We start from the raw sequence: 24,547 nt of genomic DNA on the forward strand, positions 1-24,547 counted from the left end.
AGCCCCTTCCCACACTGACTGCATTCCAGCTGTAACACTTCACAGGGTCTGAGCATGCCGCAACCGTTCATCTTCCGTACCATCGACCTGGATGGCCAGACCATCCGCACGGCGGTACGCCCAGGCAAGCCCCACTTGACGCCGTTGCTTATCTTCAATGGCATCGGCGCCAACCTTGAGCTGGTGTTTCCGTTTGTCCAGGCCCTGGACCCGGACCTGGAAGTGATCGCCTTCGATGTGCCGGGCGTGGGCGGTTCCTCGACGCCCAACCGGCCTTATCGTTTTCCCGGCCTGGCCAAGCTCACTGCACGCATGCTCGATTACCTGGATTACGGCCAGGTAAATGCGGTGGGCGTGTCCTGGGGTGGCGCCTTGGCACAGCAGTTTGCCTACGACTACCCGGAGCGCTGCAAGAAGCTGATCCTGGCGGCGACCGCGGCCGGTGCCTTTATGGTGCCGGGCAAGCCGAAGGTGTTGTGGCTGATGGCCAGCCCCCGGCGTTATATCCAACCGTCCCATGTGGTGCGCATCGCACCGATGATTTATGGCGGTTCGTTCCGCCGCGATTCGAAACTGGCGGCCGAGCACGCGAGCAAAGTGCGCTCGGCCGGCAAGCTGGGCTATTACTGGCAGCTGTTCGCTGGGCTGGGCTGGACCAGCATCCATTGGCTGCACAAGATCCGCCAGCCCACCCTGGTGCTGGCCGGGGACGACGACCCGCTGATCCCGCTGGTCAACATGCGCATGCTGGCCTGGCGCATTCCCAACGCACAGTTGCACATCATCGATGACGGCCACCTGTTCCTGATCACCCGGGCTGAAGCCGTGGCACCGATCATCATGAAGTTTCTCGAGGAGGAGCGCATGCGGGCCGTGATTCACCCGCGACCAGCGGTGTAAGGACCACACCGCCGCGCAACTTGCCCAGAACCGACTATGGTTCTGAATTGGCGTGCCTGTTGATGGCTTGACGAAGGAGTGTTGGCTCATGCGAGAAAGACCCGTGACGAACCCGGCGCCCACCCCTGCCGCGTTCATCAACGCACAAAGCGCGATCACCGGCCTGCGCGGTCGGGATTTGCTGTCGACCCTGCGCAGCGTTGCCGCCCACGGCTGGCGCAACCCGGTGCATACCGCCCGTCACGCCCTGGCCCTGGGCGGTCAGCTGGGGCGCGTGCTGCTGGGTGAAACCGTGCACGAGCCCAACCCACGGGACAGCCGCTTCAGCGACCCGACCTGGGCGCTCAACCCGTTCTACCGACGTAGCCTGCAAGCCTATTTGAGCTGGCAGAAGCAGACCCGCCAGTGGATCGATGACAGTTCACTGAGTGACGACGACCGCGCGCGGGCGCACTTTGCCTTCGCCTTGATCAACGACGCCGTGTCGCCCTCCAACACCCTGCTCAACCCCCTGGCCGTCAAGGAGCTGCTCAACTCCGGCGGCAACAGTGTGGTGCGCGGCGTGAGCAACCTGTTCGATGACCTGCTGCACAACCACGGCCTGCCGCGCCAGGTGAGCAAACAGGCCTTCGAAGTCGGCAAGACCGTGGCCACCACCCCAGGCTCGGTGGTGTTTCGCAATGAGCTGCTGGAGTTGATCCAATACAAGCCCATGAGCGAAAAACAGTACGCCAGGCCACTGCTGATCGTGCCGCCGCAAATCAACAAGTACTACATATTCGACCTGAGCCCGGCCAACAGCTTCGTGCAGTACGCCCTCAAGAACGGCCTGCAAACCTTCATGGTGAGTTGGCGCAACCCAGACGTGCGCCATCGCGAGTGGGGTTTGTCCACCTATGTGGCGGCGCTGGAAGAAGCGCTCAACGTCTGCCGGGCCATCACCGGCGCCCGCGAGGTCAACCTGATGGGTGCCTGCGCCGGGGGCCTGACCATCGCCGCCCTGCAAGGCCACTTGCAAGCCAAGCGCCAGCTGCGGCGCATCTCCAGCGCCAGCTACCTGGTGAGCCTGCTGGACAGCCAGATCGACAGCCCTGCCACGTTGTTCGTCGACGAGCAAACCCTGGAAGCAGCCAAGCGCCGTTCCTACCAGCAAGGCGTGCTCGACGGCCGCGACATGGCCAGGGTGTTCGCGTGGATGCGCCCCAATGACCTGATCTGGAACTACTGGATCAACAATTACCTGCTGGGCAAGGAACCGCCTGCGTTCGACATCCTTTATTGGAACAACGACAACACGCGCCTGCCCGCCGCGCTGCATGGCGACCTGCTCGATTTCTTCAAGCACAACCCCCTGAGCCATCCCGGTGGCCTGGAGGTGTGTGGCACGCCCATCGACTTGCAGAAGGTCACGGTGGACAGCTTCAGCGTGGCCGGGATCAACGACCACATCACGCCGTGGGACGCGGTGTATCGCTCCACGCAATTGCTGGGTGGTGAACGGCGCTTTGTGCTGTCCAACAGCGGGCATATCCAGAGCATCCTCAACCCCCCGGGCAACCCCAAGGCCAACTACGTCGAAAACCCCAAGATGAGCAGCGACCCACGCGCCTGGTACTACGACGCCAGCCACGTCGAAGGCAGCTGGTGGCCACAGTGGCTGGCGTGGATCCAGCAGCGCTCGGGCGTACAGCGCGAGACCCTCACTGCCCTGGGCAACCAGAATTACCCACCGATGGAAGCGGCGCCGGGCACCTACGTGCGCGTGCGCTGAGCTCAACGATCAGATTAAGAAGACTGGATGAAGACCCGCGACCGTATCCTTGAATGTGCTCTGCAGTTGTTCAACCAGAAGGGCGAACCGAACGTGTCGACCATGGAGGTGGCCAATGAAATGGGGATCAGCCCCGGCAACCTCTACTACCATTTCCATGGCAAGGAACCGCTGGTCATTGGCCTGTTCGAGCGTTTCCAATCTGAGTTGGCGCCGCTGCTCGACCCACCGGCGGACGCGCAACTGCAGGCCCAGGATTACTGGCTGTTCCTGCACCTGATCGTCGAGCGCATGGCCCAGTACCGGTTTTTGTTCCAGGACCTGTCGAACCTGGCGGGACGTCTGCCAAAGCTGGCCAAAGGCATTCGCAACCTGCTCACGGCGCTCAAACGCACCCTGGCATCCTTGCTGGCGAGGTTGCAGGCGGCCGGGCAAGTGGTCAGCGATACTCAAGCGCTGGGGCAACTGGTGGAACAGATCACTATGACCCTGCTGTTTTCCCTGGATTACCAACGCATTCTTGACCGTGAGGGCGAGGTTCGGGTGGTGGTGTACCAGATCATGATGCTGGTAGCACCGCACCTGCTGACATCGGCACGGCTGGCGACTGAACGGTTGGCGCTGCGTTATCTGGAGGATCAGGATTAACTACCCAAGCTGCCCGAACTGGTGAGTAAACTTGAACAGTTCACTGTCGTTCCTGATCCCCAGTTTTCGATAGGCTGATTGTTTTTGCGTACTGATCGTACTTGCACTACGCGAAAACTTTTGCGCAATTGAATTCACGGACATACCGTCCAGAAAACAACGCAATACTTCCTGCTCTTTAGGCGTCAGACACTCGTTGACCCGCAGTGGTATTGAAAAATCTGTTTCCGATTTAATCTTTCCCCCCTCCAACACGGACTGTACACCCTGCAACGCGGGCACCATACAAAGCTGCAGGTAGATCCGTCCCTGGGCGACCGTTCGGATAGCCGTGATCAACTCCGTCAGGTTCTGGCTTTTCCCCATAATCCCCCTGCATCCCGCCTTCAACGACAAAGAAACAATGGCCGGCGTGTAGTGCGAACACACAATCAAGAGCCTGCAGGTGCTGAAGCGCCGGTGCAGTACCTGGATCAGGCTGAGGCCATCGCTGTCCGATGGTGCGAGGATAAAGTCCATCACCACGACATCGGCCGGCCGCTGCTTAAGGGCTTCCAGCAGTTCCCTGCCTGTTCCGAAGGAACCGATCACAGCGAGGTCGGCTTCTTTGCTCAACCCCAACTCGATGCCCTGCCGAACCATCTCGTGGTCATCCAACAGCATGACGGTATGCGCAGTGGATATTGAAGTAGCCATAATTACACCCATATAAGTGAATACAGCACCGCCCCCATAATCGCTCTGGTTAAATACACGGTATACCCAGTTACAGCCCAGGATCAATACGACAACTCAGCAAGTTAAAGTCCTTCAGTCATAACTTACAGACAATTCCCAGGACTACAGAAAACACCTACATAAGTTGAAAGCAACTTATCGAACGATCACGAGATGAGTCTCGTTAGTTCGCTATAGATGCCGCTCGGCAAACGCGACAAATTAGGGCACCCCGCCAGTCGAGAGATCAGTGCTTTCAACTGCGATGGGCCATACCTATGAATCACGACTGGGAACACCATGAAAGTTAACCTCCTCTCCACGGTTGCGGCCATCCTGGTCTTGACCGCCGTCGCCTCACAATCGGCATACGCAGCAGATGGCATTATCAAGTTCAGCGGTCTTGTGACCGACCTGACTTGCACGGTAGAAGGTGCGGCACCCGGCTCTGGCGCAATCGTCAAGGACGTCAACCTGGGCGGCGTCTCGGCGGCACGCCTGGCAAGCGCTGGCAGTCGCGCCAACCCGACAGGCTTCACCATCCGTATCGGAGCGCCAGGCGAAGGCAGTTGCACCAACGGGCGCATCGCCATGGTTGCCTTCGATCCGACCAGCCCGGCCATTGATGTGGCGACCGGGCGCTTGAACATCGACGGCTACGACGACCCGACCGACACCAGCAGCGCCAAGAACGTACAGGTGGAAGTGACTCAGCGCGATGGCACGCCGATCAACGTCTACACCGAGAAATCGGCAGGCGCGGTGATCGTCGACAACCAGGCAGTCATCCCACTGGCGGCGCAGATGTACGCAAGCGGCCCCGCAACCGAAGGTAAGGTCAACACCCGTGTGGGCTTTTTGATCGAGTACGCCGAGTAAGGCATTCCAGAGGCCTGAAACGATGAAAAGAATCGCCTGCCTGATGCTGGCTGCTACCGCTGCTTGCGCGTGGCTCTCGCTGCTGCCGCTTCCTGCTCGGGCAGGCGTGATCATCCATGGCACACGCGTGATCTACCCCATACAGCAGCAGGAAGTCGTGGTGCGCCTGGAGAACAAGGGGCCACTTCCGGCGCTGGTGCAAACCTGGCTGGACACGGGCGACCGGCATTCGATACCGGCAACAGCACACACACCCTTCATTCTTTCGCCACCGATCTTCCGCATTGAACCGCGCCAGCAACAAGCCTTGCGCCTCCGCTATGTTAGAGGCGCCTTGCCGACCGACCGCGAAAGCCTGTTCTGGCTGAACGTGCTGGAAGTACCTCCGCTCGCCGCCGACGCCGCGCAGAAAAACCAGATTGAATTGTCGTTCCGCACCCGTCTGCGTGTGTTTGTGCGTCCGCAGGCATTGCCCTACCCAGTCGACAGCGCCGCCGAAAAGCTGCAATGGAAGCTGGTAGCCCATGAACAGGGGTTCGCCCTGCAAGCCACCAATCCTACGCCGTACCATATTTCCCTCGCCTCGATTGAGTTGCTGAGCGGCGGCAAGCGGTTCAGTAAAGCTGCAAACAAAGCCGTCGATGACAGCCTGCTGATGCCTGCTGGCGACGTGAAACTGTTTGTGCTGCCCCTGCTACGCCATCAGCCGGTCGATACGCCTACGGTCGAGTTCAGCACCGTCAGCGATTTTGGCGCCCGAGTACCTCACTCGGCCCGCCTTACCCTTCATCCGCAGGATGATCGATAACATGCCGGCCACCACCCGCTCACACTTACCGCTGCAGTGCATGGCGTTGATGCTTGCGCTGTTGACCACGCTCACCGCGCAGGCGAGCGTGATCATCAACAGCACCCGAATTGTTTACCCGCAGGACGACAAGGAGGTGAGCATCAGGCTGCACAGCAAGAACCAGGCACCGGTGCTGATCCAGGCCTGGCTGGACAACGGCGATGAGTATTCAACGCCGGATCTGGCGACAGCGCCCTTCATTCTCACACCGCCGATCTTTCGCATGGAGCCAGGCAAGCAACAGGTTGTACGCCTGGCCTACACCGGCGAGGCCTTGCCGTCGGCACAGGAAAGCCTGTTCTGGTTCAACGTGCTGGAAGTGCCCTCACGATCGCATGGCGGCCAACCGGGCGATCAGTTGCAATTCGCCTTCCACTCACGCATCAAGTTGTTTTGGCGCCCGTCGAACTTGCCTTACGGGGTCGAGGCAGCGCCTGGAAAGCTGCTGTGGCGGTCTGTCTCGACCGAACAGGGCCTGGCGCTGGAAGTCCTTAATCCCACGCCTTACCACGTGACATTCGAACGCATCGAAGTGCGGGTGGCAGGGCGGCGTCATGTCCGAGAACCCGCAGCGTCGAGTGCCGAGAACATGGTGACGCCAGGTGGGCGCGCCCGCTTTGAGTTGCCTCGCCTGTCCCCCCCGATGGGCAGCGCTGCAAGCGTGGAGTTCCAGACGCTCGACGACTTTGGGGTCAAGACCCGCCACAGCGCAGAGGTCTCTCCATGACAACCGTTCTTATGTAGCAATCCCGCTGCGCCTTATTGAACACACCTTAGGTTGATGCCCATTCAGTGGGCAGGGACGCCCTGTGCCGAGATTCGGGGAGCCCGGTTTATGGAAACGTGAAAAATGAGTTTGTACCCGCCCGCCAGGCTCGCAAGCCGGCCCCGTTTAAAGCAGACGATGCGTAGCTTGCTGCTGGTGAGCGGCGCCCATGCCATGGCCGCCAATAGCGCAGAACAGGTCGAGTTCAACCCGGCTTTCTTCGCGGGTGGCCGGGCCAGCCTGCAGATCGATATTGCAAAGTTCGGCCAAGGTAACGTCGTGCTACCTGGCAACTATCGCACCGACATTCATCTCAACGGCCAGTGGATCGGGCGTGAAAACCTAACCTTCAGCGCGGTCGAAGGACAGCAAACGGCGCAGCTGTGCCTGGAGCGCGATGCGCTGCTCAGGTTTGGCATTGACCTGGATTCCAATGAGCTCAATCAGGCCTCCCACATGCCGTTTGCGCGCTGTGCGCAGATCGGGACCTATCTGCCGGGTGCCAGCAGCCAATTCGATTCAGGCGAAAACCGCCTCGACCTGCAAGTGCCGCAGGTTTACCTGGCGCGCAAGGCGCGGGGCTATGTCGACCCGCAGCACTGGGACAGCGGGATCGACGCCGCCTTTGTACGGTACAACGCCAATACGTTCGCCACCCAGGCCGGTACGCGCACACTCGGCTCCAGCTACCTGGGCGTGAACACCGGACTCAACCTTGGCGATTGGCACTGGCGCCATACTGGCAGCTACAGTCATTCAGAGGTCGCCTCGGGTTATCAAAGCAGCGCCACCTACGTGCAACACGAAGTGAGCCGGTTGCAGTCACAGCTGATGGCGGGTGAGATCTACACACCGGGGGAACTGTTCGATAGCGTACGTCTGCGCGGTGCCAGCCTGTTCAGCGATGATCGGATGCTGCCCGACTCCCTGACCGGGTTTGCGCCGGTGGTACGTGGCGTCGCCGAGACCAACGCGCGGGTCAGCGTGCGCCAACGCGGCGTGCTATTGGACGAAGTATCTGTAGCGCCCGGCCCGTTTGTCCTCAACGACCTGTTCCCCACCGGGTATGGAGGCGACCTGAGCGTCACCATTACCGAGGCCGATGGCCGCCAGCGCGAGTTCATCGTGCCGTTCGCCGCCAACGCCAACCTGCTGCGCCCCGACCACCGCCGCTACGCATTGAGCGTTGGCCAACTGGATGAAATAGGTCTGCATCACCCTCCCACGTTGATGCAGGCCACTTATCAGCAGGGCCTGAGCAACCTGCTGACCGGGTACACCGGCGCGACGATTGGCGAGGACTACCAATCGCAGTTGCTGGGTACCGCGTTCAATACCTCAATGGGTGCGCTGTCGTGCGACCTGACCCATTCGAACGCCCATGTACCAGGTCACGGGTCACGCCAGGGGCGAAGCGTACAACTGCGCTACAGCAAGAATTTCACGGACACCGGCACCCATTTCGCCCTCGGGGCTTACCGCTACTCCACTGAGGGGTTCCTGAATGTGGGCGATGCGGCACACGTTCGTGACTTGGCCATCGACGGGCTGACCCCGGATAACCTGTCGCGGCTACGCAACAGGATGGACATCAGCCTCAACCAGAACCTGAGCAACGGCTCCGTGTACCTGACCGGTTCTTCGCAACACTATTGGAATCGCGACCATGGCAACCTGACCTTCACCACCGGGTACAGCGGCACGTGGCGGGGCCTTCACTATCTGCTGAGTGCACAGCGCAGCCGTGATCTGCGCAGTGAACGCGTGGACAAGCAACTGGAACTCACCTTGAGCCTGCCATTGGGCAGCCACGCCCACTCGCCGACCTTGACCACCACGGCCTATCGAGGCGGTCAAGGCAGCGGTGAGCGCGTCAGCCTGGGTGGGAGCGTGGGCGAGCGCGGTGAGTTCAGCTATAGCGTCAGTGCCAACCGGACCCAGGACAGCAACAACGCTACCAGTGCCGACATGAAATACCAGACCAGCCAGGGCGTACTGTCCGCCAGTCATGGTAAGAGCAGCGCGTACCGCTCCACATCGCTTGGCATGACCGGCGGTATTGTCGCCCACGCAGGCGGTGTGACCTTCGCCCCAGAACTCGGCGATACCCTCGGCATCGTCCAGGCGCCTGACGCCCAAGGCGCACAAATCAATGGCAACCACAGCGCGAAAATCGGGAAAAGCGGCTTCGCGGTGGTGCCCCACCTCACACCCTACCGCCAGAACATCGTGGAACTGGACCCGAAGGAATTGTCCACCGACGTGGAACTCAAGACCGCCGCCCGGAATGTCGCCCCGCGCGCCGGTGCAGTGGTGCAACTGCAGTTCGAGACGCTCAGCGGCCAGGCCTTGTTGATCACGGCACGGCGCGAGGATGGCAGCCCGCTGCCGTTTGGTGCGGATGTGTTCGATGAGGACGGCGCCAGCGTCGGGGTTGTCGGGCAGGGCGCCAAGGCCTTCGTCCGGGTGTCTCGCCCGCGGGGGAAGTTGACGGTCAAGTGGGGGAGCAGTAATTCGGCGATGTGCCGGATGCGCTACGAAGTGGAAGCAAAGACGCCAGCCAAGGACTCAGCTCGATTACTGCAACTGGACGGGGGCGCTTGCGAGGTCGTTGGCGATCTCATCGTGCAGCCATTTGCCAATGATCTGGCCAACTTGCGCTCATCGTGGAACTGAAAAATGAAGCACTCTATTCAATTCATTTCGACCCTATTGGTGTTCAACCTGCCCATCGCTGCTCAAGCGGCGTGTGACAGGTATCAGAACGCCACACTCACACTCACCCTTCCTTCCACAATCACCGTGCCGGACAGTCTCCCGGTGGGCGCTGAAATTATCATTCGGGAATTCAGTGGTACGGCGCCCGCTTTTACCGCGTATTGCAGCTCCACTTTACTTACGATCATCGGGCGATACCAAGCAAGGGTTGCAGGTTACCCAAACATCTATCAGACCGAGGCTTCAGGTGTGGGCGTACGCTTGCGCATCCGAGATGCAAGCGGACTCTATCCTTTCTTTGCCATGATTAACCAACAAGTCCCATACAGCGGCCCCTACACCAGCTTCACGGCCGCGGAGCTGAGGTTCCATAAAGTCGGGCCGGTAACAGACCAGACAGTGCCCGCCGGAAACATTTGGGTGAGGCGATGGGATAACCACCCAGAGAGTTTCACCCTGAGACTCGGCAACCCCGTGCGCTTTGTCAGCCCCGCCGCCACCTGCGACCTGGCGACTGGCGACGTCAACCGCACGATCACCCTCGACCCCGTTAAAGTCAGCACGCTTCAAGACGCCACTTACGCAAACCAACGTAACTTCGAACTTACTGCAAACTGCGCACACGCATCCAGCGTCACTTTTCGTTTTTCCGGAACCCCCGCACCGGGCAATGACCGGCTCTTCGCCAATACGGGCACTGCCGGTGGCGTTGCCCTGTGGCTGTATTCGCGCATTGGCGGGGGTATCCAGAACATTCTCGCCGACGGCACCGAAAACACGCGCACGGTGCCGGTCTCGGGCGGCCGCGCCGTGTTGCCGCTCGGCGCGGCCTATCACCAGAACGGCACGGTCAGACAAGGCACGCTCATCGCCACCACCACCGTCAGCATCACCTACAACTAAAAACCTGAGGATCATGGAATGAGGATTCGAGCCCTGCCCCTGCTGCTGGTAATCACCGCGAGCCTGGCCACCACTGTGGTCCATGCCGCGACTACGGGCACCTTGCGCTTTACCGGCCAAGTCAATGCCGGTACGTGCAACCTGGCTGCCGGCGACGAAAACCGTACCATCACACTGCCGACTATCAAGATTTCCGACTTTGGCGCGACTTCCAGCGCGGGCGCGTTCGATTTCGAGATCTCTGCCGATTGCGAATCGGATTTACGCAACGTGATTTTCCTGTTCGCAGGCACCGCCTCAACGGGGAACGCCGCGCTGTTTTCCAATACGGGGACGTCAAAGGGTACTGCCCTTCAACTACTGCACCGCGCCTCTCCCGCTTATGCCATTCCTGCCAACGGTACCCCCGCCCAGCGCAGCCGGACCATTGCAACGAGCAGCAACAAGGCCGTGATCCCCCTGACAGCGGCGTATCACAGAACCGGCGCAGCGATCACCCAAGGCACCCTGGCCAGCGCAGTTACCGTTTCGATCACCTACAACTGACCGAGCTTGGGCCCACGATCACAGGGTAAGCGCGCAAAAAAATGCCCAGCCTTTGCAGGCCGGGCATTTTTACGTGTCCCGGAAAAGTCAGGACTGACTGGTTGGCGTCGGGGTTACCGGCGTTGCAGTCGGGGCAGCAGCAGGCGTCGGTGCCGACACCGAGTTGGCTGTCGAAGCAGAAGGCGCCGTGGTTGCGGGCTTGGCGGCAACAGCTGGCTTAGGCGCTGCTGGTTTTTTCGCTACAGCTGGCTTCTTCGCAGCAGCAGGTTTTGTTGCCGGCTTGGCCACCGGCTTCGCGGCAGCAGGCTTGGCTGCAGATTTAACAGCGGCTGGCTTGGCGGCTGCGGTTTTGGCCGCGGGCTTAGCGGCCGGTTTTGCGGCGGCCTTGGCTGCTGGCTTAGCCGCAGGTTTGGCAGCCGCTTTCGCAGCCACGGGTTTAGCGGCAGGCTTGGCAGCCGGTTTGGCCGCTGCAGTTTTGGCGGCGGGTTTAGCAGCCGCTTTTGCCGGGGCCTTGGCCGCTGGTTTTGCAGCTGGCTTGCTGGCAGCTTTCACCAACGGTTTGGCGGCCGTTTTGGCCGCAGGTTTGGCAGCGGCGGTTTTAGCGGCAGGCTTGGCAGCTGGTTTAGCGGCAGCCGCTTTCACTGGAGCCACTTTGGCACCGGTGAGTTTTTCGATTTGCTTGGTCAGGGTATCGACCTTGCTGTGCAGGGTCTTCAGCTCAGCTTTACTTGGCACGCCCAGGCGCGAAATAGCACTGTTGAGGCGCTTGTCCAGAGCCCCTTCGAGTTCGCCCCAAGTACCCAATACCTGCTTCTTCGCATCACTGATGCGCGAACCGGCAGTCGCTTTAGCAGCGCCTACTTGTTTACCCACTGCGCTCTTGGTCAACTTCTCGGCCTTCTCGCCGTCTTTAACCAAGGTCTCGAAGAGTTTGCTGCCGTCACTGTCGATCTTCGAGTAAACGCCTAAACCAGCCAGCCAGATCTTGCGGGAATATTCTTCAACTTTCCCGACCCACGAGCTGCCTTCTTTCTGAGTAGTCTTTTTAACAGCCATCCCGATGTCTCCTTAGTGTTTACGCGCGACACGTTCGAGCAATGCCGTCAGCTCTTCGAGCTTAGCAGAGAGTGTCTCCACGTCATGTTTAGACGCAATGCCAATTCGATTCAAGGCACTGGCAACGCGAGTATCAAAAGCTTTTTCAACTTTATCCAGCTGAACTTCTACCAGACCTTTGACCGTGGAGACATTACTCTTTACTTGATCAATCTGACTGTTGGCCGCATCAAGTTGTTCCACTGCAACTTTTTTGCCTTTACTTTCAATATGTTGACCCGCTTTAACCAGCTCTTTGAAGTAGTCGCCGCCCTCGCTGCCGACCTTCGCGTAGGCACCAAGACCCGCTAACCAGATCTTGCGGGCGTAGGTTTTAACGTCACTCAAAGCGCCGGTCTGAGCATCGATTTTTTTCTTCAGGATAACTTTGGCCATGGTGCACCTCACGCAAAATAGGGGGGAGGAACGGCCCGCAGGAGTTGAGGGCTTGGGCACAAAGTAGGCTGGAAAATTAGAATCGGCACCCTAAGTACTCGCGGATCAGGCCAAGGCTTTATCCAGGGCTTTCTCGATTTCGGACTTGATGGTGCCACTCATGGCCGACATCAACAGGCCCAGTTCCACATCAATGCGCAGCGAATCCTCCGCCACTAATACCGTGCCTTTAACCCCTGACCGCTTGAGGTTCAAGGTATCGCCAGACCACGAAGGCTCCAGGCCATATTGCTCCTGGAGTTTGTGCGCCAACTTTTCGGCCTTTGCGCGTGCCGCTTCTTTACCCAGGGAATGCGCACGCTCAACGGTTATACGGGCCATTGCAATGACTCCTCTTTAATAGGGATTTGAATACCTTGAATGCGGCAAAAGGTCTCGGTGCCCGCCTATCTTACCTGCAGCCTTGCCAAGACAAAGCAGGCCTTGGGGATTATCATGTCCCGCATTCTCTTTTGGTGACAGCGATATGACTGATCAGCGCAAAGGCAGCGATGCCGAACCCACCACTCACTTCGGTTTCAAGAACGTCCCGGAAAGCCAGAAAGCGGAAAAAGTCGCTGAGGTGTTCCACTCCGTGGCGGCCAAGTACGACCTGATGAACGACGTGCTCTCCGGCGGCATGCACCGCCTGTGGAAGCGCTTCACCATCGAGCTGTCGGGTGTACGCACCGGCAACCGCGTGCTGGACATCGCCGGCGGTACGGGTGACCTGGCGGCCAAGTTCTCCAAGCTCGTCGGCCCTACCGGCCAGGTGGTGCTGGCGGACATCAATGGCTCGATGCTCAAGGTCGGCCGCGATCGCCTGCTCGACAAGGGCGTGGCCGGCAATATCGAATTCGTCCAGGCCGACGCTGAAAAGCTGCCGTTCCCCGACAACCATTTCGACTGCGTGACCATCGCCTTCGGCCTGCGCAACGTGACCCACAAGGAAGACGCGATCCGCTCGATGCTGCGCGTGCTCAAGCCGGGTGGCCGCCTGTTGGTACTGGAGTTCTCCAAGCCGACCAACGCGCTGATGTCCAAGGTCTACGACACCTACTCCTTTGCCTTCATGCCGTTGATGGGCAAGCTGATCACCAATGATGCCGAGAGCTACCGCTACCTGGCCGAATCGATCCGCATGCACCCCGACCAGGAAACCCTGAAGTCGATGATGGTAGAGGCCGGTTTCGACCGTGTGACCTACCACAACATGACCTCGGGCATCGTCGCCCTGCACCGTGGCATCAAGCCCTGATGCTGCTCAAAGGCCTTCTCGCCAGCGTCGAACACGGCCTCAACCGTGTACTGCGCCTGGACAGCACCGCCCTGGCGCGGCTCGCGCACTTGAACGGCAAGGTCATCGCCGTGGACTGCACCAGCCCCGCCCTGCAGCTGTTTATCCTGCCCAGCGATGAAGGCCTGTTGCTTGCCACTCAATGGGCCGCTGAAGCCGACTGCACCCTGCGTGCACCGGCCACCAGCCTGTTGCACCTGGCGCTGAGCCGCAACAAGACCGCCATCCTCCACGGCCCCGAAGTGCACCTGGAAGGCGAAAGTGCGGTACTGATGGACTTGGCTGCCGTACTCCAAGACCTGGAACTGGACTGGGAATACGAGCTGTCACGCTGGATCGGCCCCGTCGCCACCCAGTTGATCAGCGGGCACCTGCGCAGCCGCACGCGCTGGTACCAGCAGGGGTTCGCCAGCCTCAACCAGAACCTCGCCGAATACCTGAGCGAAGAATCGCGCACCCTGGTCGGAGAACGCGAAGCGCAAGCGCGCTTTCGTGAACTCGACAAGGCCAAAATCGACCTGGAACGTCTCGAGGCCCGCTTCGAGCGCCTGAGCCGTTCCCTTGATCCAAGCGATAACGCATGAAGCTGCTCGCCGTCCGCCGTTTGTTCCGTATCCAGCACGTCGTAATCCGCTACCGCCTCGATGACCTGCTGTTCGCCCTGCCTTTGCCATGGTTCCTGCTGGCCGTGCGCTATGTACTGCCGTGGCGCTGGTTCCCGCGCAAGCAACTGGAGCTGAGCCGGGGCGCGCGCCTGCGCCTGGCGCTGCAGGACCTGGGGCCGATCTTTATCAAGTTCGGGCAGATCCTCTCCACGCGCCGCGACCTGCTGCCCGAAGACATCGCCGACGAACTGATGCTGCTGCAGGATCGCGTGCCGCCGTTCGATTCGCAGCAGTCGATGAAGCTGATCGAAGAGCAACTGGGCAAGAAGATCAGCGAGGTGTTCAGCCGCTTCGACGTTGAACCGCTGGCTTCGGCCTCGGTGGCGCAAGTGCACGCCGCGCAGTTGAAGACCGGCGAAGAAGTGGTGGTGAAAGTGATCCGCCCGGGCCTCAAGCCGATCATCGGCCAGGACCTGGCGTGGCTGTTTATCCTCGCCCGCGCCGCCGAACGTTTCTCCGCGGATGCGCGCCTGCTGCACCCGGTGGATGTGGTTGCCGACTACGAAAAAACCATCTACGACGAACTCGACCTGCTGCGCGAGGCGGCCAACGCCAGCCAGCTCAAGCGCAATTTCGAAGGTTCGCCGCTGCTGTACGTGCCGCAGGTGTATTGGGACTGGTGCCGCCCGAAAGTGTTGGTGATGGAGCGCATCTACGGCGTGCAGGTCACCGACCTCGCGACCCTGGCCGACCAGCGCACCGACATGAAGATGCTCGCCGAGCGCGGCGTGGAGATCTTCTTCACCCAGGTGTTCCGCGACAGTTTCTTCCACGCCGACATGCACCCCGGCAATATCTTCGTCAGCACCGTCAACCCGTGGAGCCCGCAGTACATTGCGATCGACTGCGGCATCGTCGGCAGCCTGACCCCGGAAGACCAGGATTACCTCGCGCGCAACCTGTTCGCCTTCTTCAAGCGCGACTACCGCCGCGTGGCGCAGTTGCACATCGATTCGGGCTGGGTGCCGGCGGAAACCAAGCTCAATGAATTCGAAGCGGCGATCCGCACGGTGTGCGAGCCGATCTTTGAAAAACCACTGAAGGATATCTCCTTCGGCCAGGTGCTGATGCGTCTGTTCCAGACCGCGCGGCGCTTCAATATGGAAGTGCAGCCGCAGTTGGTCTTGCTGCAAAAGACCTTGCTGAACATCGAAGGCCTGGGTCGTCAGCTGTACCCGGACCTTGACCTGTGGAACACCGCGCAGCCTTTCCTGGAGCGTTGGATGCGCGAGCGCATGAGCCCCAAGACCATGCTGGGCAACTTGCATAGCCAGATGGAACAACTGCCCCACCTGGCCAACATGACCCGCGACCTGCTGGAGCGCATGTCCCAGCCCCACGCCAAAGACCCGGAACCGCCATGGCGCAAGCGCAAGGACGATTGGTTCCTGCGCCTGCTGGGTGCCGCGCACCTGGTCGGTGGCGTGATGCTGGCCATTGGTGGGCCGCTGAACCAACTGGGCCACTGGCCGGCCGGCATCATGGTCGCCGTGGGTGTTTATCTGATCGTGCGTCGATAGCCCATCCGGTTATACACTGTCGCAAATTGCCGGAGCCGAAGATGAAAGACTGGCTGGACGAGATCAAGTGGGACAGTGACGGCCTGGTGCCGGCCATTGCCCAGGACTACAAGACCGGGCGCGTGCTGATGATGGCCTGGATGAACCGCGAGGCCCTGAGCCTCACTGCCACTGAGCAGCGCGCCATTTACTGGTCACGTTCGCGTGGCAAACTGTGGCGCAAGGGCGAAGAGTCCGGGCACGTGCAAACCCTGCACGAGATGCGTATCGACTGCGACGCCGACGTGGTGATCCTCAAGGTCGAGCAGATCGGCGACATCGCCTGCCACACCGGCCGCCACAGCTGCTTCTATCGCGTGTTCGAGAACGGCGAATGGAAGGTTGTAGAGCCGGTGCTCAAAGACCCGCACGCCATCTACTCCGCAGGACACTGACCATGAGCGATACCCTGAACCGTGTGGCCCAGGTGCTGGAGGACCGCAAAGGTGCGGACGCCGACAGCTCCTACGTCGCCAGCCTGTACCACAAGGGCCTGAACAAGATTCTGGAAAAACTCGGCGAAGAGTCCATCGAGACCATCATCGCTGCCAAGGACGCACAAATCAGCGGCGATTGCAGCGATGTAATCTATGAAACCGCTGACTTGTGGTTCCATAGCCTGGTCATGCTAGCCCAACTGGGGCAGCATCCACAGGCCGTGCTGGATGAACTGGACCGTCGCTTCGGCTTGTCCGGGCATGCCGAAAAGGCCTCGCGCCCGTCCGCTTGAATAACTTTTACTAGAGGATTTGCAGCATGGGCATTTTTGACTGGAAACACTGGATCGTCATTCTGGTGGTGGTGGTACTGGTATTCGGCACCAAGAAACTCAAAAACCTCGGCACCGATGTGGGCGAGTCGATCAAGGGCTTCCGTAAAGCCATGAACGACGATGAGAAGCCTGCCGACCCGGCCGCCAATCCGGTGCCACCGGCCCAGCCTGTACACCCGCAGGCCACCCAGCCGATCACCGAGCGTCGTACCTTCGACGTGCAGGCTGAAAAAGTCGAAGAGCCGACCCGCAAAGACTCGTGAGCACTGACTAATGTTTGGTATCAGCTTCTCTGAACTGCTGCTCGTCGGCCTTGTTGCCTTGCTGGTACTGGGGCCGGAACGCCTGCCCGGCGCCGCGCGCACAGCCGGCCTGTGGATCGGGCGCCTGAAACGCAGTTTCAACGCCATCAAACAGGAAGTTGAACGGGAAATCGGCGCCGACGAGATTCGCCGCCAACTGCACAACGAACATATTCTGTCGTTGGAGCAGGAAGCCCGGAAGATTCTGTCCCCGGTACAGGAACCCACCAAACCGGTGGAGCCTGTCGCCGAGCACAGCATCGCGCCCGCGGTTGAAACTACGCCCGCCACCCCGACCCCGACCGCTCCAACCGAGCCTGCGCCGACGCCTGTTGCGTCGCCCGCGCCCCATGATCCTACATTGCCGCCGCGAGCCCCATGAGCGCTGATAAACCGGAAAACGACCAGCATATGCCGCTGGTCTCGCACTTGACCGAGCTGCGGACCCGCCTGCTGCGTTGCGTGGCGGCGATCTTCGTGATCTTTGCCGGGCTGTTCGCCTTCACCCAGCAGATCTACACCTTCGTCTCCACGCCACTGCGCCAGTACCTGCCGGCCGGTGCGACGATGATTGCCACCGATGTGTCATCGCCGTTCCTCACGCCGTTGAAGCTGACCATGATGGTTTCGCTGTTCCTGGCGATCCCGGTGATCCTGCACCAGATCTGGGGCTTTATCGCGCCAGGCCTGTACAAGCATGAGAAGCGCATCGCGGTGCCGTTGCTGGTGTCGAGCATCCTGCTGTTCTACACCGGCATGGCCTTCGCCTACTTCCTGGTATTCCCGTTGATCTTCAAGTTCTTCGCGGCCGCCACTCCGGCCGGCGTGGAGATGATGACCGACATCACCAGCTACCTCGACTTCGTGATGACGCTGTTCTTCGCCTTTGGCGTCGCGTTCGAAATCCCGGTGGCCGTGGTGCTGCTGGTGTGGATCGGCGTGGTCAACGTGCAGTACCTGAAGAAGATCCGCCCGTATGTGATCATCGGTTGCTTCGTGGTCGGCATGATCCTCACGCCGCCGGACATCTTCTCCCAGACCCTGCTGGCCGTGCCGATGTGGATGCTGTTCGAGATCGGCATCCTGTTCAGCGGCTTGATCAGCAAGCGTGGCGATCACCCGGATGACCAACCCGCCGACGACGACCAGCCGCCAGCGACCCAGCCGTGAACCTGCTGTTGCTGTTCGATGCCGACTTTATCGCGGCCGATCGAGTGATCCTGCGTGATCGGCGCCTGGTGCATATGCAGGAAGTCCACCGCGCCGCCGTGGGCGACAGCCTGCGGGTCGGGCGCCTTGGCGGGTTGATGGGCAACGCGCAACTGCTGCGCCTGGAAGCCCGCGAAGCCGAACTGCAAGTAAGCTTCGACCAACCGCCACCGGCCAAACTGCCCCTGACCCTGCTGCTGGCCTTGCCACGCCCGAAAATGCTGCGCCGGGTGCTGCAAACCGTGGCAGCCATGGGCGTGCCGAAAGTAGTGCTGGTCAACAGCTACCGGGTGGAAAAAAGCTTCTGGCAAACCCCCTTCCTGGAACCCGACGCCGTTCGCGAGCAACTGATCCTCGGCCTGGAGCAGGCGCGGGACACGGTGCTACCGGAAATCGTTATCGAAAAGCGCTTCAAACCTTTCGTCGAAGACCGCCTGCCAACCATGACCGAAGGCACCCTTGGCCTGATCGGCCACCCCGGCGACTACCCACCCTGCCCCCGTGGGCTGGATGAGCCCGTCACCCTGGCCATAGGCCCGGAAGGCGGCTGGATCCCCTACGAGGTAGACCTGCTGGCCAAGGCCGGCTTGCAGCCGGTGCAATTGGGCGCCCGCATCCTGCGCGTCGAAACGGCCGTCACCGCCCTGCTCGCCCGCCTGTTCTGACAACACCGCGGTCGGGGCTTGCTCCCACATTGGTACCGCGTCGCTACAGAATCCCGTGGGCAGGCCGATAACTCCTGAATAAGTCCAAGCCTTGTTCCAAGGGAGTTTGCAGCATGTATCGTTGGTTAGCCGAAAAACTGGGGAATGTCAGCGTCAAAACCAAGCTGGCCGTAGGCTTTGGCCTGGTATTGCTGTTGACCCTGATGATCACCTTCACTGGCTGGACCGGCCTGGGTGACGTGATCAACCGCGGTGACAAGCTGGGTTACATCTCCAGCCTCAACGGCCTGACCAAAGACCTGCGCCTGGCACGCCTGGACTATGAGATGCGCCGTGGCGAACAAGGCCCGACCGCGGTCAACGAATTGCTGAACCAGCTGGACAGTGGCTTGAAGACCGCACGCACCCTGATCGAACAACCCGCGGACACGGCCCTGGTCGATGAACAATTGGCCGCCGTGGACCAATACAAACGCGCGTTCAACGAGATGGTGCAGGCCGGCGCCAGCCGCGAAAATGCCCGCAGCAAGCTCGGCGACACGGCCGACAATGCAGTACTAAAGGTCGGCGAAGTGGAGAAATCCCTGCTGCAAGGCGACAGCGTCACGTTGTTCAACAGTGTGGTGGACCTGAGCAAGCTGATCCAGCAAGCACGCTTTCAAGTGCGCGGCTACACCTACAGCGGCAAGGTCGAAGCCGAGCAGCCGGCGCTGGATGCCATCGATAACGCCCTGAAAAAAATCACCAACCTCACCAGCCAGGTGCCTGATCAATATTCGGCCAACCTGCAACAGGCCAGCGTCTCGCTGCAAGCCTACCGCGCCGCTGTCAGCCAATACCGCGACTCTCAGGTGGCCAGCGCAGCGGCGCTCAAGACCATGTCTGCGCAGGGCGATATCCTGCTGGGCCACAGTGACAAACTGACGGTATCCCAGACGGCGGTACGCGATACGGATGCCGCGCAAGCCAAATACTTCCTGCTACTGGCTGCCGGGCTGGCGCTGATCTTCGGCCTGGTCGCGGCCTGGGCGATCACCCGTCAGATCATTATCCCGCTGAGCCAGACCCTCGAAGTTGCCGAGCGCGTTGCCTCGGGTGACCTGAGTCACAACCTCATTTCACTGCGCCAGGATGAATTGGGCCAACTGCAACGCGCCATGCAAAGCATGACTGTGGGCCTGCGCGAGTTGATCGGCGGCATCAGCGAAGGTGTCACCCAGATCGCCAGCGCCGCCGAGCAACTGTCGGCCGTGACCGAGCAGACCAGCGCCGGGGTCAACAGCCAGAAAGTCGAGACCGACCAAGTGGCCACCGCCATGAACGAAATGGCCGCGACCGTGCAGGAAGTGGCGCGCAATGCCGAAGAAGCGTCCGAAGCCGCCGCAGCGGCTGACCAGCAGGCCCGCGAAGGCGACAAGGTGGTCGGTGAAGCCATCGCCCAGATCGAACGCCTGGCCACTGAAGTCGGCAATTCCACCGTCGCCATGGCCGATCTGAAACGCGAAAGCGACAAGATCGGCAGTGTGCTCGACGTGATCAAGTCGGTGGCACAGCAAACCAACCTGCTGGCTCTCAACGCCGCGATTGAAGCAGCGCGGGCCGGTGAAGCCGGACGTGGCTTCGCGGTGGTGGCCGATGAAGTGCGCAGCCTGGCCCAGCGCACCCAGAAGTCCACCGAAGAGATCGAGGAACTGATTGCCGGCCTGCAAAGCGGCACCCAGCAGGTAGCGAACATCATGGACAATAGCCGTGGCCTCACCGATAGCAGTGTCGAGCTGACGCGCCGCGCCGGCAGCGCCTTGGAAAACATCACACGAACGGTATCGACCATCCAGGCGATGAACTCCCAAATCGCCACCGCTGCCGAACAGCAGAGCGCCGTAGCGGAAGAGATCAACCGCAGCGTGCTGAACGTGCGCGATGTGTCGGAACAAACGGCTGCCGCCAGCGAAGAGACCGCCACGTCGAGCACCGAACTGGCACGCCTGGGCGCCCATCTGCAAACACTGGTCGGCCGCTTCCGGGTCTGACCCCCTCCCCGCGCGGCGACCTGTCCTGGGTCGCCGCCTGCGACCTCTGAAATTTCCTACACGTTTATCAGCCCCACCTCTGCGTCAAGAGAACTAGCGTTCAATTCAGCTCAATGTGCTTGCGCATGTCGAGAACGCCCATTGTTCACTTGTCGGAGGTTAATCATGCTTCGTCGAATGACTCATCTGTTGGGTGACGCCAGTGTCACCCTCAAACTCGCCCTGGGTTTCTCCTTGGTACTGGCCCTGAGCTTCGTGATTGCCGTGACCGGCTGGCAAGCCCTGGCTGCGTCCCTTTACCGCTCGCAAACGCTGACCGTACTCGCGCAACTGGCGGTGGCTGGCGAAGAACTGCGGGCCGACAGAATCATTTACCGCACCCTGGACGACCCCACCAGCTTCAATCGATTGAGTGTGAGCACGGTAAAGATCGACGGGCTTCTGGTGGAGCTTTCCAGCCGGCTCAAAGTGCCAAAATCCATTGGGTATCTGTAGGAAATGGCCCGCATCAATGCAACGTTCAAAACCACCCTCAAAGACGTACCCTCACTGGTTGAGAAACGCGAAAACGCCCGAGAGCAACTGAAGCAGACCACCACGCGGACCGGTGATGTCCTGGCCCAACTCGCAAGCGATCTCCCGGACCAGGACGATACAAAGGCCCTGGATGCCATCGAAGACCTGCGCCAAGCCATCGAACAGGCCGAAGATCGTGCCCAGAGCCCTGCCTGGGCCGCCAGTTCGCTGGATGCCTACGCCCAGGCCGTCAGCGACGCCGAGCGCAGCCTCGAACTCGCCCAGGCAGCCGTGGCAAAACTGCCGGTCGATAGCGGCGTGCTGAAAAACGCCGTGCTCAGCATTCGCACCCACCTGACACGCCTCAAGGACACCCAACTCGCCACCGAAAACACGCAAAACCAGTTGGAGCAGCAGTTGGATCAGTTGCTCGGGCAGAGTGATCTCTTGAGCCAGGACCAGACCCAACGACGCGACAGTGAAGCCGAGCAGGCCCGCACCCAAACCCTGGGCATTACTGCTGCTGCGTTGCTCTTCGGCGCCCTGGCTGCCTGGGTGATTGCCGGGCAAATCGTCAAGCCGCTGCGTAGGGCGCTGACAGTCGCCAATCGCATTGCCGAGGGCGACCTGAGCCAAGATGTGCAGACCCGACGCCGGGATGAGCTGGGCCAGTTGCAAAGCAGCATGACCCAAATGACGCTTAGCCTGCGGGGGCTGATTGGCAACATCAGCGACAACGCGAGGCAAATCGCCAGCGCTGCCGAAGAGCTTTCCACCGTGACCGAACAAACGCGTGCCGGGGTGAACAATCAGCGCGATGAAACCGAGCAGGTCGCAACCGCGATGAATCAGATGCTCGCCACCGCCCAGGAGGTTGCGCGCCATGCCGAGCAGGCATCGATCGCTGCCGGCCAGGCCAATCAACAGACTGAACTGGGCGATCAGGTGGTGACGGATGCCGTGGCGCAAATCGAGCACCTTGCCCATGAAATGGCGCGCGCAGGCCAGGCCATGATAGGACTGCAACGGGAAAGCCAGAAAATCAGCAGCGTGCTGGATGTGATCAAGTCTGTGTCACAGCAGACCAACCTGCTGGCGCTCAACGCCGCGATAGAAGCCGCTCGCGCCGGCGAGGCCGGTCAAGGGTTCGCGGTGGTCGCCGACGAGGTGCGCGGTCTCGCCCAACGGACCCAGCAGTCCGCCGAGGAAATCGAAGAGCTGATTGGAGGCCTGCACAGCGGTACGCAACAGGTGGCCGACATCATGGACTACAGCCGCACCCTGACCGACAACAGCGTCGGCCTGGCCCGCAACGCCGGGGACTCCCTCACGGAGATCGCCCGCACGGTGTCGGTCATTCAGGAAATGAACCCGCAGATCGCCGCCGCCGCCGAGGAGCAAAGTGCGGTGGCCGAAGAGATCAATCGCAGCGTATTGAAAGTGCGCGACGCCTCGGAGCAAGCCGCCGCCGCCAGTGAACAGACGGCAGCGGCCAGTATCGAGCTGGCGCGGCTGGGAACGGATTTGCAGCAGTGCGTGGGGCGGTTCAAGGTATGAACGCCCCGCGCCCTATAGCACTTGACGCAGGAACGCCTGGGCGCGCGGGTCTTTAGGCGCCGCGAAGAACTCGGCCGGGGCCGCATCTTCGAGCAACTTGCCATGATCGAAGAACAGCACCCGGTCCGCCACTTCACGGGCAAAGCCCATTTCGTGGGTGACGCAGACCATGGTCATGCCTTCCAGGGCCAGGGTCTTCATTACATCCAGCACTTCACCAACCATTTCCGGGTCCAGGGCCGAGGTGGGCTCGTCGAACAGCATCACCTTGGGTTCCATCGCCAACGCCCGGGCAATCGCCACGCGCTGTTGCTGTCCGCCGGAAAGCCGTGATGGAAACTCGTTGGCTTTCTGCGCAATGCCGACCTTTTCCAGGAGTGCCAGGGCCTTGGCTTCGCGCTCTTTCTTGCCGCGCTTGCGCACGACTTTTTGCGCCAGGCACAGGTTCTCCAACACGGTCATGTGGGGGAACAGGTTGAAGTGCTGGAACACCATGCCGACTTCACGCCGATAGGCGTTCACATCGGTTTTCGGGTCGGCCAGTTGCAAGCCATCAATGCTCACCGAACCCGAATCGAACTCTTCCAGGCCATTGAGGCAACGCAGGAACGTGGACTTGCCGGAACCGGACGGGCCGATCACCACCAGCACTTCGCCCTTGGCCACCTGAGTGGTCACATGGTCCACCGCGCGCACCACGTGCCCGCGGGTATCGAAGACTTTTACCAGATCGCGGACTTCAATCACTTTGGGCGAGCCTCCGCTCAAGCCGGCTGGCCATTTTCGACAGCGGCAGGTTGATCAGCAGGTACAACCCTGCAACGCAGAACAGGATTTCAAACGGCGAGAACGAGGTGGTGATCACTTCGCGACCGCTTTTGAGCAGCTCGGTAATGGCGATCACCGAGACCAGCGAGGTGTCTTTCACCAGACTGATAAATTGCCCGGCCAGCGGCGGCAGCACGCGCTTGAAGGCCTGCGGCAGCACCACATGGCGCATCGACTGGCTGGCGCTCAGGCCCAGGGAGCGAGCCGCCTCGTTCTGGCCACGGGTGATGGACTGGACACCCGCGCGGACGATTTCCGCCACATAGGCGCCGTTGAACAGCGACAGCGCGGCGATCCCGGCAAACTCCCGGGACAAGTTGAGCACCGTGCCGATAAAGAAATAGAAAATGAAGATCTGCACCAATAGCGGCGTACCACGCACCAGCTCGACGTAGATCGTCGACAGATCGCGCAGGGTCGGGTTAGTGGACAGTCGGCATAACCCGGTGGCAAGCCCAATCGCCAGGCCGAGGATCCCGGACACCACCGACAGCCACAACGTGGTCCACAAACCCCACATCAACGGGCCCAACGCCCAATGGCGGTTAACACCGATGACATCGCCTTCGGACACATCATCGCCGCGCGCCACTTGCAGGCTGTTGTCGGCCACACTCACGCGTTGTTCGACGCCGGCATCGTTGCGCAGGGTGACTTCGGCCACATCGCCTTTGCGGGCCAGCTCGACGACAGTCGAGATGTCTGCGGCACGCTGGGCCTCTTCGGCCTGGTAGGCGAAGTATTGCGGCACACGGTTCCAGCGCCATTCGTAGGACATCAGCGAGGTGGCGTAATACAACGCGCCGGCCAGGCCAACCAGCACAACCACGGTCAGCAGGTGCCAGGGCCATTGGGCTTTTTTCTGTTTCATTTACTCAGCATCCAAAAGAATCGTGGCACGCACACCTGAGGTGGCGAG

Annotated in this window: 27 protein-coding genes and 1 pseudogene; 22 read left to right on the plus strand and 6 right to left on the minus strand. The window is 60.8% G+C overall.

Annotated elements, in window-relative coordinates; all coding sequences use genetic code 11:
* Positions 1-54 precede the first annotated feature (54 nt).
* From phaZ to HCF10_RS12170, 3 genes are all read left to right on the plus strand, one after another.
* On the plus strand, positions 55-900 hold the full coding sequence (gene phaZ, locus HCF10_RS12160; RefSeq protein ID WP_027605018.1) for a poly(3-hydroxyalkanoate) depolymerase: 846 nt from the start codon (positions 55-57) through the stop codon (positions 898-900).
* Between the two features lie 88 nt (positions 901-988).
* Positions 989-2,671 (plus strand): class II poly(R)-hydroxyalkanoic acid synthase, encoded by a 1,683-nt coding sequence (gene phaC, locus HCF10_RS12165; protein WP_131696869.1) that lies wholly within the window; start codon positions 989-991, stop codon positions 2,669-2,671.
* A gap of 27 nt (positions 2,672-2,698) precedes the next feature.
* Entirely contained in the window at positions 2,699-3,319 is a 621-nt protein-coding gene (locus HCF10_RS12170) for a TetR/AcrR family transcriptional regulator (RefSeq protein ID WP_131696870.1), read from the plus strand.
* Here the strand turns inward: HCF10_RS12170 and HCF10_RS12175 are convergent, their stop codons facing one another.
* Positions 3,320-4,015, minus strand: coding sequence for a response regulator transcription factor (locus tag HCF10_RS12175; protein ID WP_237683106.1), 696 nt, complete (start codon positions 4,013-4,015; stop codon positions 3,320-3,322). It abuts the gene before it with no gap.
* Between the two features lie 321 nt (positions 4,016-4,336).
* On the opposite strand from HCF10_RS12175, the gene HCF10_RS12180 reads away from it, so the two are divergent.
* The 6 genes from HCF10_RS12180 (at position 4,337) to HCF10_RS12205 (ending at position 10,698) form a co-directional block, all read left to right on the plus strand.
* Positions 4,337-4,915 (plus strand): fimbrial protein, encoded by a 579-nt coding sequence (locus HCF10_RS12180; protein ID WP_167655597.1) that lies wholly within the window; start codon positions 4,337-4,339, stop codon positions 4,913-4,915.
* A gap of 22 nt (positions 4,916-4,937) precedes the next feature.
* Complete coding sequence (locus HCF10_RS12185; RefSeq protein ID WP_167655599.1) at positions 4,938-5,723, plus strand: fimbria/pilus periplasmic chaperone; 786 nt, start codon at positions 4,938-4,940, stop codon at positions 5,721-5,723.
* Between the two features lie 40 nt (positions 5,724-5,763).
* A complete protein-coding gene (locus tag HCF10_RS12190) occupies positions 5,764-6,492 on the plus strand; it encodes a fimbrial biogenesis chaperone (protein WP_167655631.1) in 729 nt (242 codons plus the stop codon).
* Between the two features lie 177 nt (positions 6,493-6,669).
* A complete protein-coding gene (locus tag HCF10_RS12195) occupies positions 6,670-9,207 on the plus strand; it encodes a fimbria/pilus outer membrane usher protein (protein ID WP_237683107.1) in 2,538 nt (845 codons plus the stop codon).
* Positions 9,208-9,210: 3 nt separating this feature from the next.
* Positions 9,211-10,152 (plus strand): fimbrial protein, encoded by a 942-nt coding sequence (locus tag HCF10_RS12200; protein ID WP_145335908.1) that lies wholly within the window; start codon positions 9,211-9,213, stop codon positions 10,150-10,152.
* A gap of 18 nt (positions 10,153-10,170) precedes the next feature.
* Positions 10,171-10,698, plus strand: a complete 528-nt coding sequence (locus HCF10_RS12205; protein WP_167655602.1) for a fimbrial protein — start codon at positions 10,171-10,173, stop codon at positions 10,696-10,698.
* 87 nt (positions 10,699-10,785) lie between these two features.
* On the opposite strand, the gene HCF10_RS12210 is transcribed toward HCF10_RS12205, so the two are convergent.
* From HCF10_RS12210 to HCF10_RS12220, 3 genes are all read right to left on the minus strand, one after another.
* The gene (locus HCF10_RS12210) at positions 10,786-11,754 is read right to left on the minus strand and encodes a phasin family protein (RefSeq protein ID WP_131696876.1); all 969 of its coding nucleotides are present in this window, start codon (positions 11,752-11,754) and stop codon (positions 10,786-10,788) included.
* A gap of 12 nt (positions 11,755-11,766) precedes the next feature.
* Positions 11,767-12,189, minus strand: a complete 423-nt coding sequence (locus HCF10_RS12215; protein WP_131696877.1) for a phasin family protein — start codon at positions 12,187-12,189, stop codon at positions 11,767-11,769.
* Between the two features lie 105 nt (positions 12,190-12,294).
* Positions 12,295-12,570, minus strand: coding sequence for a polyhydroxyalkanoic acid system family protein (locus tag HCF10_RS12220; RefSeq protein ID WP_131696878.1), 276 nt, complete (start codon positions 12,568-12,570; stop codon positions 12,295-12,297).
* Between the two features lie 145 nt (positions 12,571-12,715).
* Between HCF10_RS12220 and ubiE the strand changes: the two genes are divergently transcribed.
* The 13 genes and pseudogenes from ubiE to HCF10_RS12275 all read left to right on the plus strand — a co-directional run bounded on the left by ubiE (position 12,716) and on the right by HCF10_RS12275 (position 22,800).
* The gene (gene ubiE, locus HCF10_RS12225; RefSeq protein ID WP_003171186.1) at positions 12,716-13,486 is read left to right on the plus strand and encodes a bifunctional demethylmenaquinone methyltransferase/2-methoxy-6-polyprenyl-1,4-benzoquinol methylase UbiE; all 771 of its coding nucleotides are present in this window, start codon (positions 12,716-12,718) and stop codon (positions 13,484-13,486) included.
* Positions 13,486-14,109 (plus strand): ubiquinone biosynthesis accessory factor UbiJ, encoded by a 624-nt coding sequence (locus tag HCF10_RS12230; RefSeq protein ID WP_167655603.1) that lies wholly within the window; start codon positions 13,486-13,488, stop codon positions 14,107-14,109. The genes ubiE and HCF10_RS12230 overlap by 1 nt, the downstream gene beginning before the upstream one ends.
* A complete protein-coding gene (gene ubiB / locus HCF10_RS12235) occupies positions 14,106-15,710 on the plus strand; it encodes a ubiquinone biosynthesis regulatory protein kinase UbiB (protein ID WP_131696880.1) in 1,605 nt (534 codons plus the stop codon). Before HCF10_RS12230 ends, ubiB begins: the two co-directional genes overlap by 4 nt.
* 41 nt (positions 15,711-15,751) lie before the next feature.
* A complete protein-coding gene (gene hisI / locus HCF10_RS12240) occupies positions 15,752-16,144 on the plus strand; it encodes a phosphoribosyl-AMP cyclohydrolase (RefSeq protein ID WP_012721796.1) in 393 nt (130 codons plus the stop codon).
* Positions 16,145-16,146: 2 nt separating this feature from the next.
* Positions 16,147-16,479: a phosphoribosyl-ATP diphosphatase gene (locus HCF10_RS12245; RefSeq protein ID WP_027605032.1), complete on the plus strand. Its 333-nt coding sequence runs from the start codon at positions 16,147-16,149 to the stop codon at positions 16,477-16,479.
* Between the two features lie 26 nt (positions 16,480-16,505).
* Complete coding sequence (locus tag HCF10_RS12250; protein ID WP_003171180.1) at positions 16,506-16,784, plus strand: twin-arginine translocase TatA/TatE family subunit; 279 nt, start codon at positions 16,506-16,508, stop codon at positions 16,782-16,784.
* A 10-nt stretch (positions 16,785-16,794) separates the two neighbouring features.
* A complete protein-coding gene (gene tatB, locus HCF10_RS12255; RefSeq protein WP_167655604.1) occupies positions 16,795-17,205 on the plus strand; it encodes a Sec-independent protein translocase protein TatB in 411 nt (136 codons plus the stop codon).
* Entirely contained in the window at positions 17,202-17,993 is a 792-nt protein-coding gene (gene tatC / locus HCF10_RS12260) for a twin-arginine translocase subunit TatC (RefSeq protein WP_027605034.1), read from the plus strand. The genes tatB and tatC overlap by 4 nt, the downstream gene beginning before the upstream one ends.
* A complete protein-coding gene (locus tag HCF10_RS12265) occupies positions 17,990-18,697 on the plus strand; it encodes a 16S rRNA (uracil(1498)-N(3))-methyltransferase (protein ID WP_131696882.1) in 708 nt (235 codons plus the stop codon). Before tatC ends, HCF10_RS12265 begins: the two co-directional genes overlap by 4 nt.
* A 203-nt stretch (positions 18,698-18,900) precedes the next feature.
* Positions 18,901-19,821 (plus strand): annotated as a pseudogene (locus tag HCF10_RS32030) (methyl-accepting chemotaxis protein); the annotation flags it as partial.
* Positions 19,822-20,022: 201 nt separating this feature from the next.
* Positions 20,023-20,727, plus strand: coding sequence for a methyl-accepting chemotaxis protein (locus tag HCF10_RS32035; RefSeq protein WP_405046499.1), 705 nt, complete (start codon positions 20,023-20,025; stop codon positions 20,725-20,727).
* Between the two features lie 165 nt (positions 20,728-20,892).
* A complete protein-coding gene (locus HCF10_RS32040) occupies positions 20,893-21,222 on the plus strand; it encodes a hypothetical protein (protein WP_443200909.1) in 330 nt (109 codons plus the stop codon).
* 3 nt (positions 21,223-21,225) lie between these two features.
* On the plus strand, positions 21,226-22,800 hold the full coding sequence (locus HCF10_RS12275; protein WP_443200910.1) for a methyl-accepting chemotaxis protein: 1,575 nt from the start codon (positions 21,226-21,228) through the stop codon (positions 22,798-22,800).
* 12 nt (positions 22,801-22,812) lie between these two features.
* Here the strand turns inward: HCF10_RS12275 and HCF10_RS12280 are convergent, their stop codons facing one another.
* Positions 22,813-23,547, minus strand: a complete 735-nt coding sequence (locus tag HCF10_RS12280) for an amino acid ABC transporter ATP-binding protein (protein ID WP_027605038.1) — start codon at positions 23,545-23,547, stop codon at positions 22,813-22,815.
* Positions 23,540-24,499: an amino acid ABC transporter permease gene (locus HCF10_RS12285; protein ID WP_167655606.1), complete on the minus strand. Its 960-nt coding sequence runs from the start codon at positions 24,497-24,499 to the stop codon at positions 23,540-23,542. The genes HCF10_RS12280 and HCF10_RS12285 overlap by 8 nt, the downstream gene beginning before the upstream one ends.
* Positions 24,500-24,547 lie beyond the last annotated feature (48 nt).

The sequence above is a fragment of the Pseudomonas sp. B14(2022) genome, assembly GCF_012030485.1.
Taxonomy (GTDB): Bacteria; Pseudomonadota; Gammaproteobacteria; order Pseudomonadales; family Pseudomonadaceae; genus Aquipseudomonas.

Coding starts and splice junctions, on each gene's coding strand:
- phaZ (WP_027605018.1), top strand. CDS start 55: ATGCCGCAACCGTTCATCTTCCGTACCATCGACCTGGATGGCCAGACC.
- phaC (WP_131696869.1), top strand. CDS start 989: ATGCGAGAAAGACCCGTGACGAACCCGGCGCCCACCCCTGCCGCGTTC.
- HCF10_RS12170 (WP_131696870.1), top strand. CDS start 2,699: ATGAAGACCCGCGACCGTATCCTTGAATGTGCTCTGCAGTTGTTCAAC.
- HCF10_RS12175 (WP_237683106.1), bottom strand. CDS start 4,015: ATGGCTACTTCAATATCCACTGCGCATACCGTCATGCTGTTGGATGAC.
- HCF10_RS12180 (WP_167655597.1), top strand. CDS start 4,337: ATGAAAGTTAACCTCCTCTCCACGGTTGCGGCCATCCTGGTCTTGACC.
- HCF10_RS12185 (WP_167655599.1), top strand. CDS start 4,938: ATGAAAAGAATCGCCTGCCTGATGCTGGCTGCTACCGCTGCTTGCGCG.
- HCF10_RS12190 (WP_167655631.1), top strand. CDS start 5,764: ATGGCGTTGATGCTTGCGCTGTTGACCACGCTCACCGCGCAGGCGAGC.
- HCF10_RS12195 (WP_237683107.1), top strand. CDS start 6,670: ATGCGTAGCTTGCTGCTGGTGAGCGGCGCCCATGCCATGGCCGCCAAT.
- HCF10_RS12200 (WP_145335908.1), top strand. CDS start 9,211: ATGAAGCACTCTATTCAATTCATTTCGACCCTATTGGTGTTCAACCTG.
- HCF10_RS12205 (WP_167655602.1), top strand. CDS start 10,171: ATGAGGATTCGAGCCCTGCCCCTGCTGCTGGTAATCACCGCGAGCCTG.
- HCF10_RS12210 (WP_131696876.1), bottom strand. CDS start 11,754: ATGGCTGTTAAAAAGACTACTCAGAAAGAAGGCAGCTCGTGGGTCGGG.
- HCF10_RS12215 (WP_131696877.1), bottom strand. CDS start 12,189: ATGGCCAAAGTTATCCTGAAGAAAAAAATCGATGCTCAGACCGGCGCT.
- HCF10_RS12220 (WP_131696878.1), bottom strand. CDS start 12,570: ATGGCCCGTATAACCGTTGAGCGTGCGCATTCCCTGGGTAAAGAAGCG.
- ubiE (WP_003171186.1), top strand. CDS start 12,716: ATGACTGATCAGCGCAAAGGCAGCGATGCCGAACCCACCACTCACTTC.
- HCF10_RS12230 (WP_167655603.1), top strand. CDS start 13,486: ATGCTGCTCAAAGGCCTTCTCGCCAGCGTCGAACACGGCCTCAACCGT.
- ubiB (WP_131696880.1), top strand. CDS start 14,106: ATGAAGCTGCTCGCCGTCCGCCGTTTGTTCCGTATCCAGCACGTCGTA.
- hisI (WP_012721796.1), top strand. CDS start 15,752: ATGAAAGACTGGCTGGACGAGATCAAGTGGGACAGTGACGGCCTGGTG.
- HCF10_RS12245 (WP_027605032.1), top strand. CDS start 16,147: ATGAGCGATACCCTGAACCGTGTGGCCCAGGTGCTGGAGGACCGCAAA.
- HCF10_RS12250 (WP_003171180.1), top strand. CDS start 16,506: ATGGGCATTTTTGACTGGAAACACTGGATCGTCATTCTGGTGGTGGTG.
- tatB (WP_167655604.1), top strand. CDS start 16,795: ATGTTTGGTATCAGCTTCTCTGAACTGCTGCTCGTCGGCCTTGTTGCC.
- tatC (WP_027605034.1), top strand. CDS start 17,202: ATGAGCGCTGATAAACCGGAAAACGACCAGCATATGCCGCTGGTCTCG.
- HCF10_RS32035 (WP_405046499.1), top strand. CDS start 20,023: ATGGCCGCGACCGTGCAGGAAGTGGCGCGCAATGCCGAAGAAGCGTCC.
- HCF10_RS32040 (WP_443200909.1), top strand. CDS start 20,893: ATGCTTCGTCGAATGACTCATCTGTTGGGTGACGCCAGTGTCACCCTC.
- HCF10_RS12275 (WP_443200910.1), top strand. CDS start 21,226: ATGGCCCGCATCAATGCAACGTTCAAAACCACCCTCAAAGACGTACCC.
- HCF10_RS12285 (WP_167655606.1), bottom strand. CDS start 24,499: ATGAAACAGAAAAAAGCCCAATGGCCCTGGCACCTGCTGACCGTGGTT.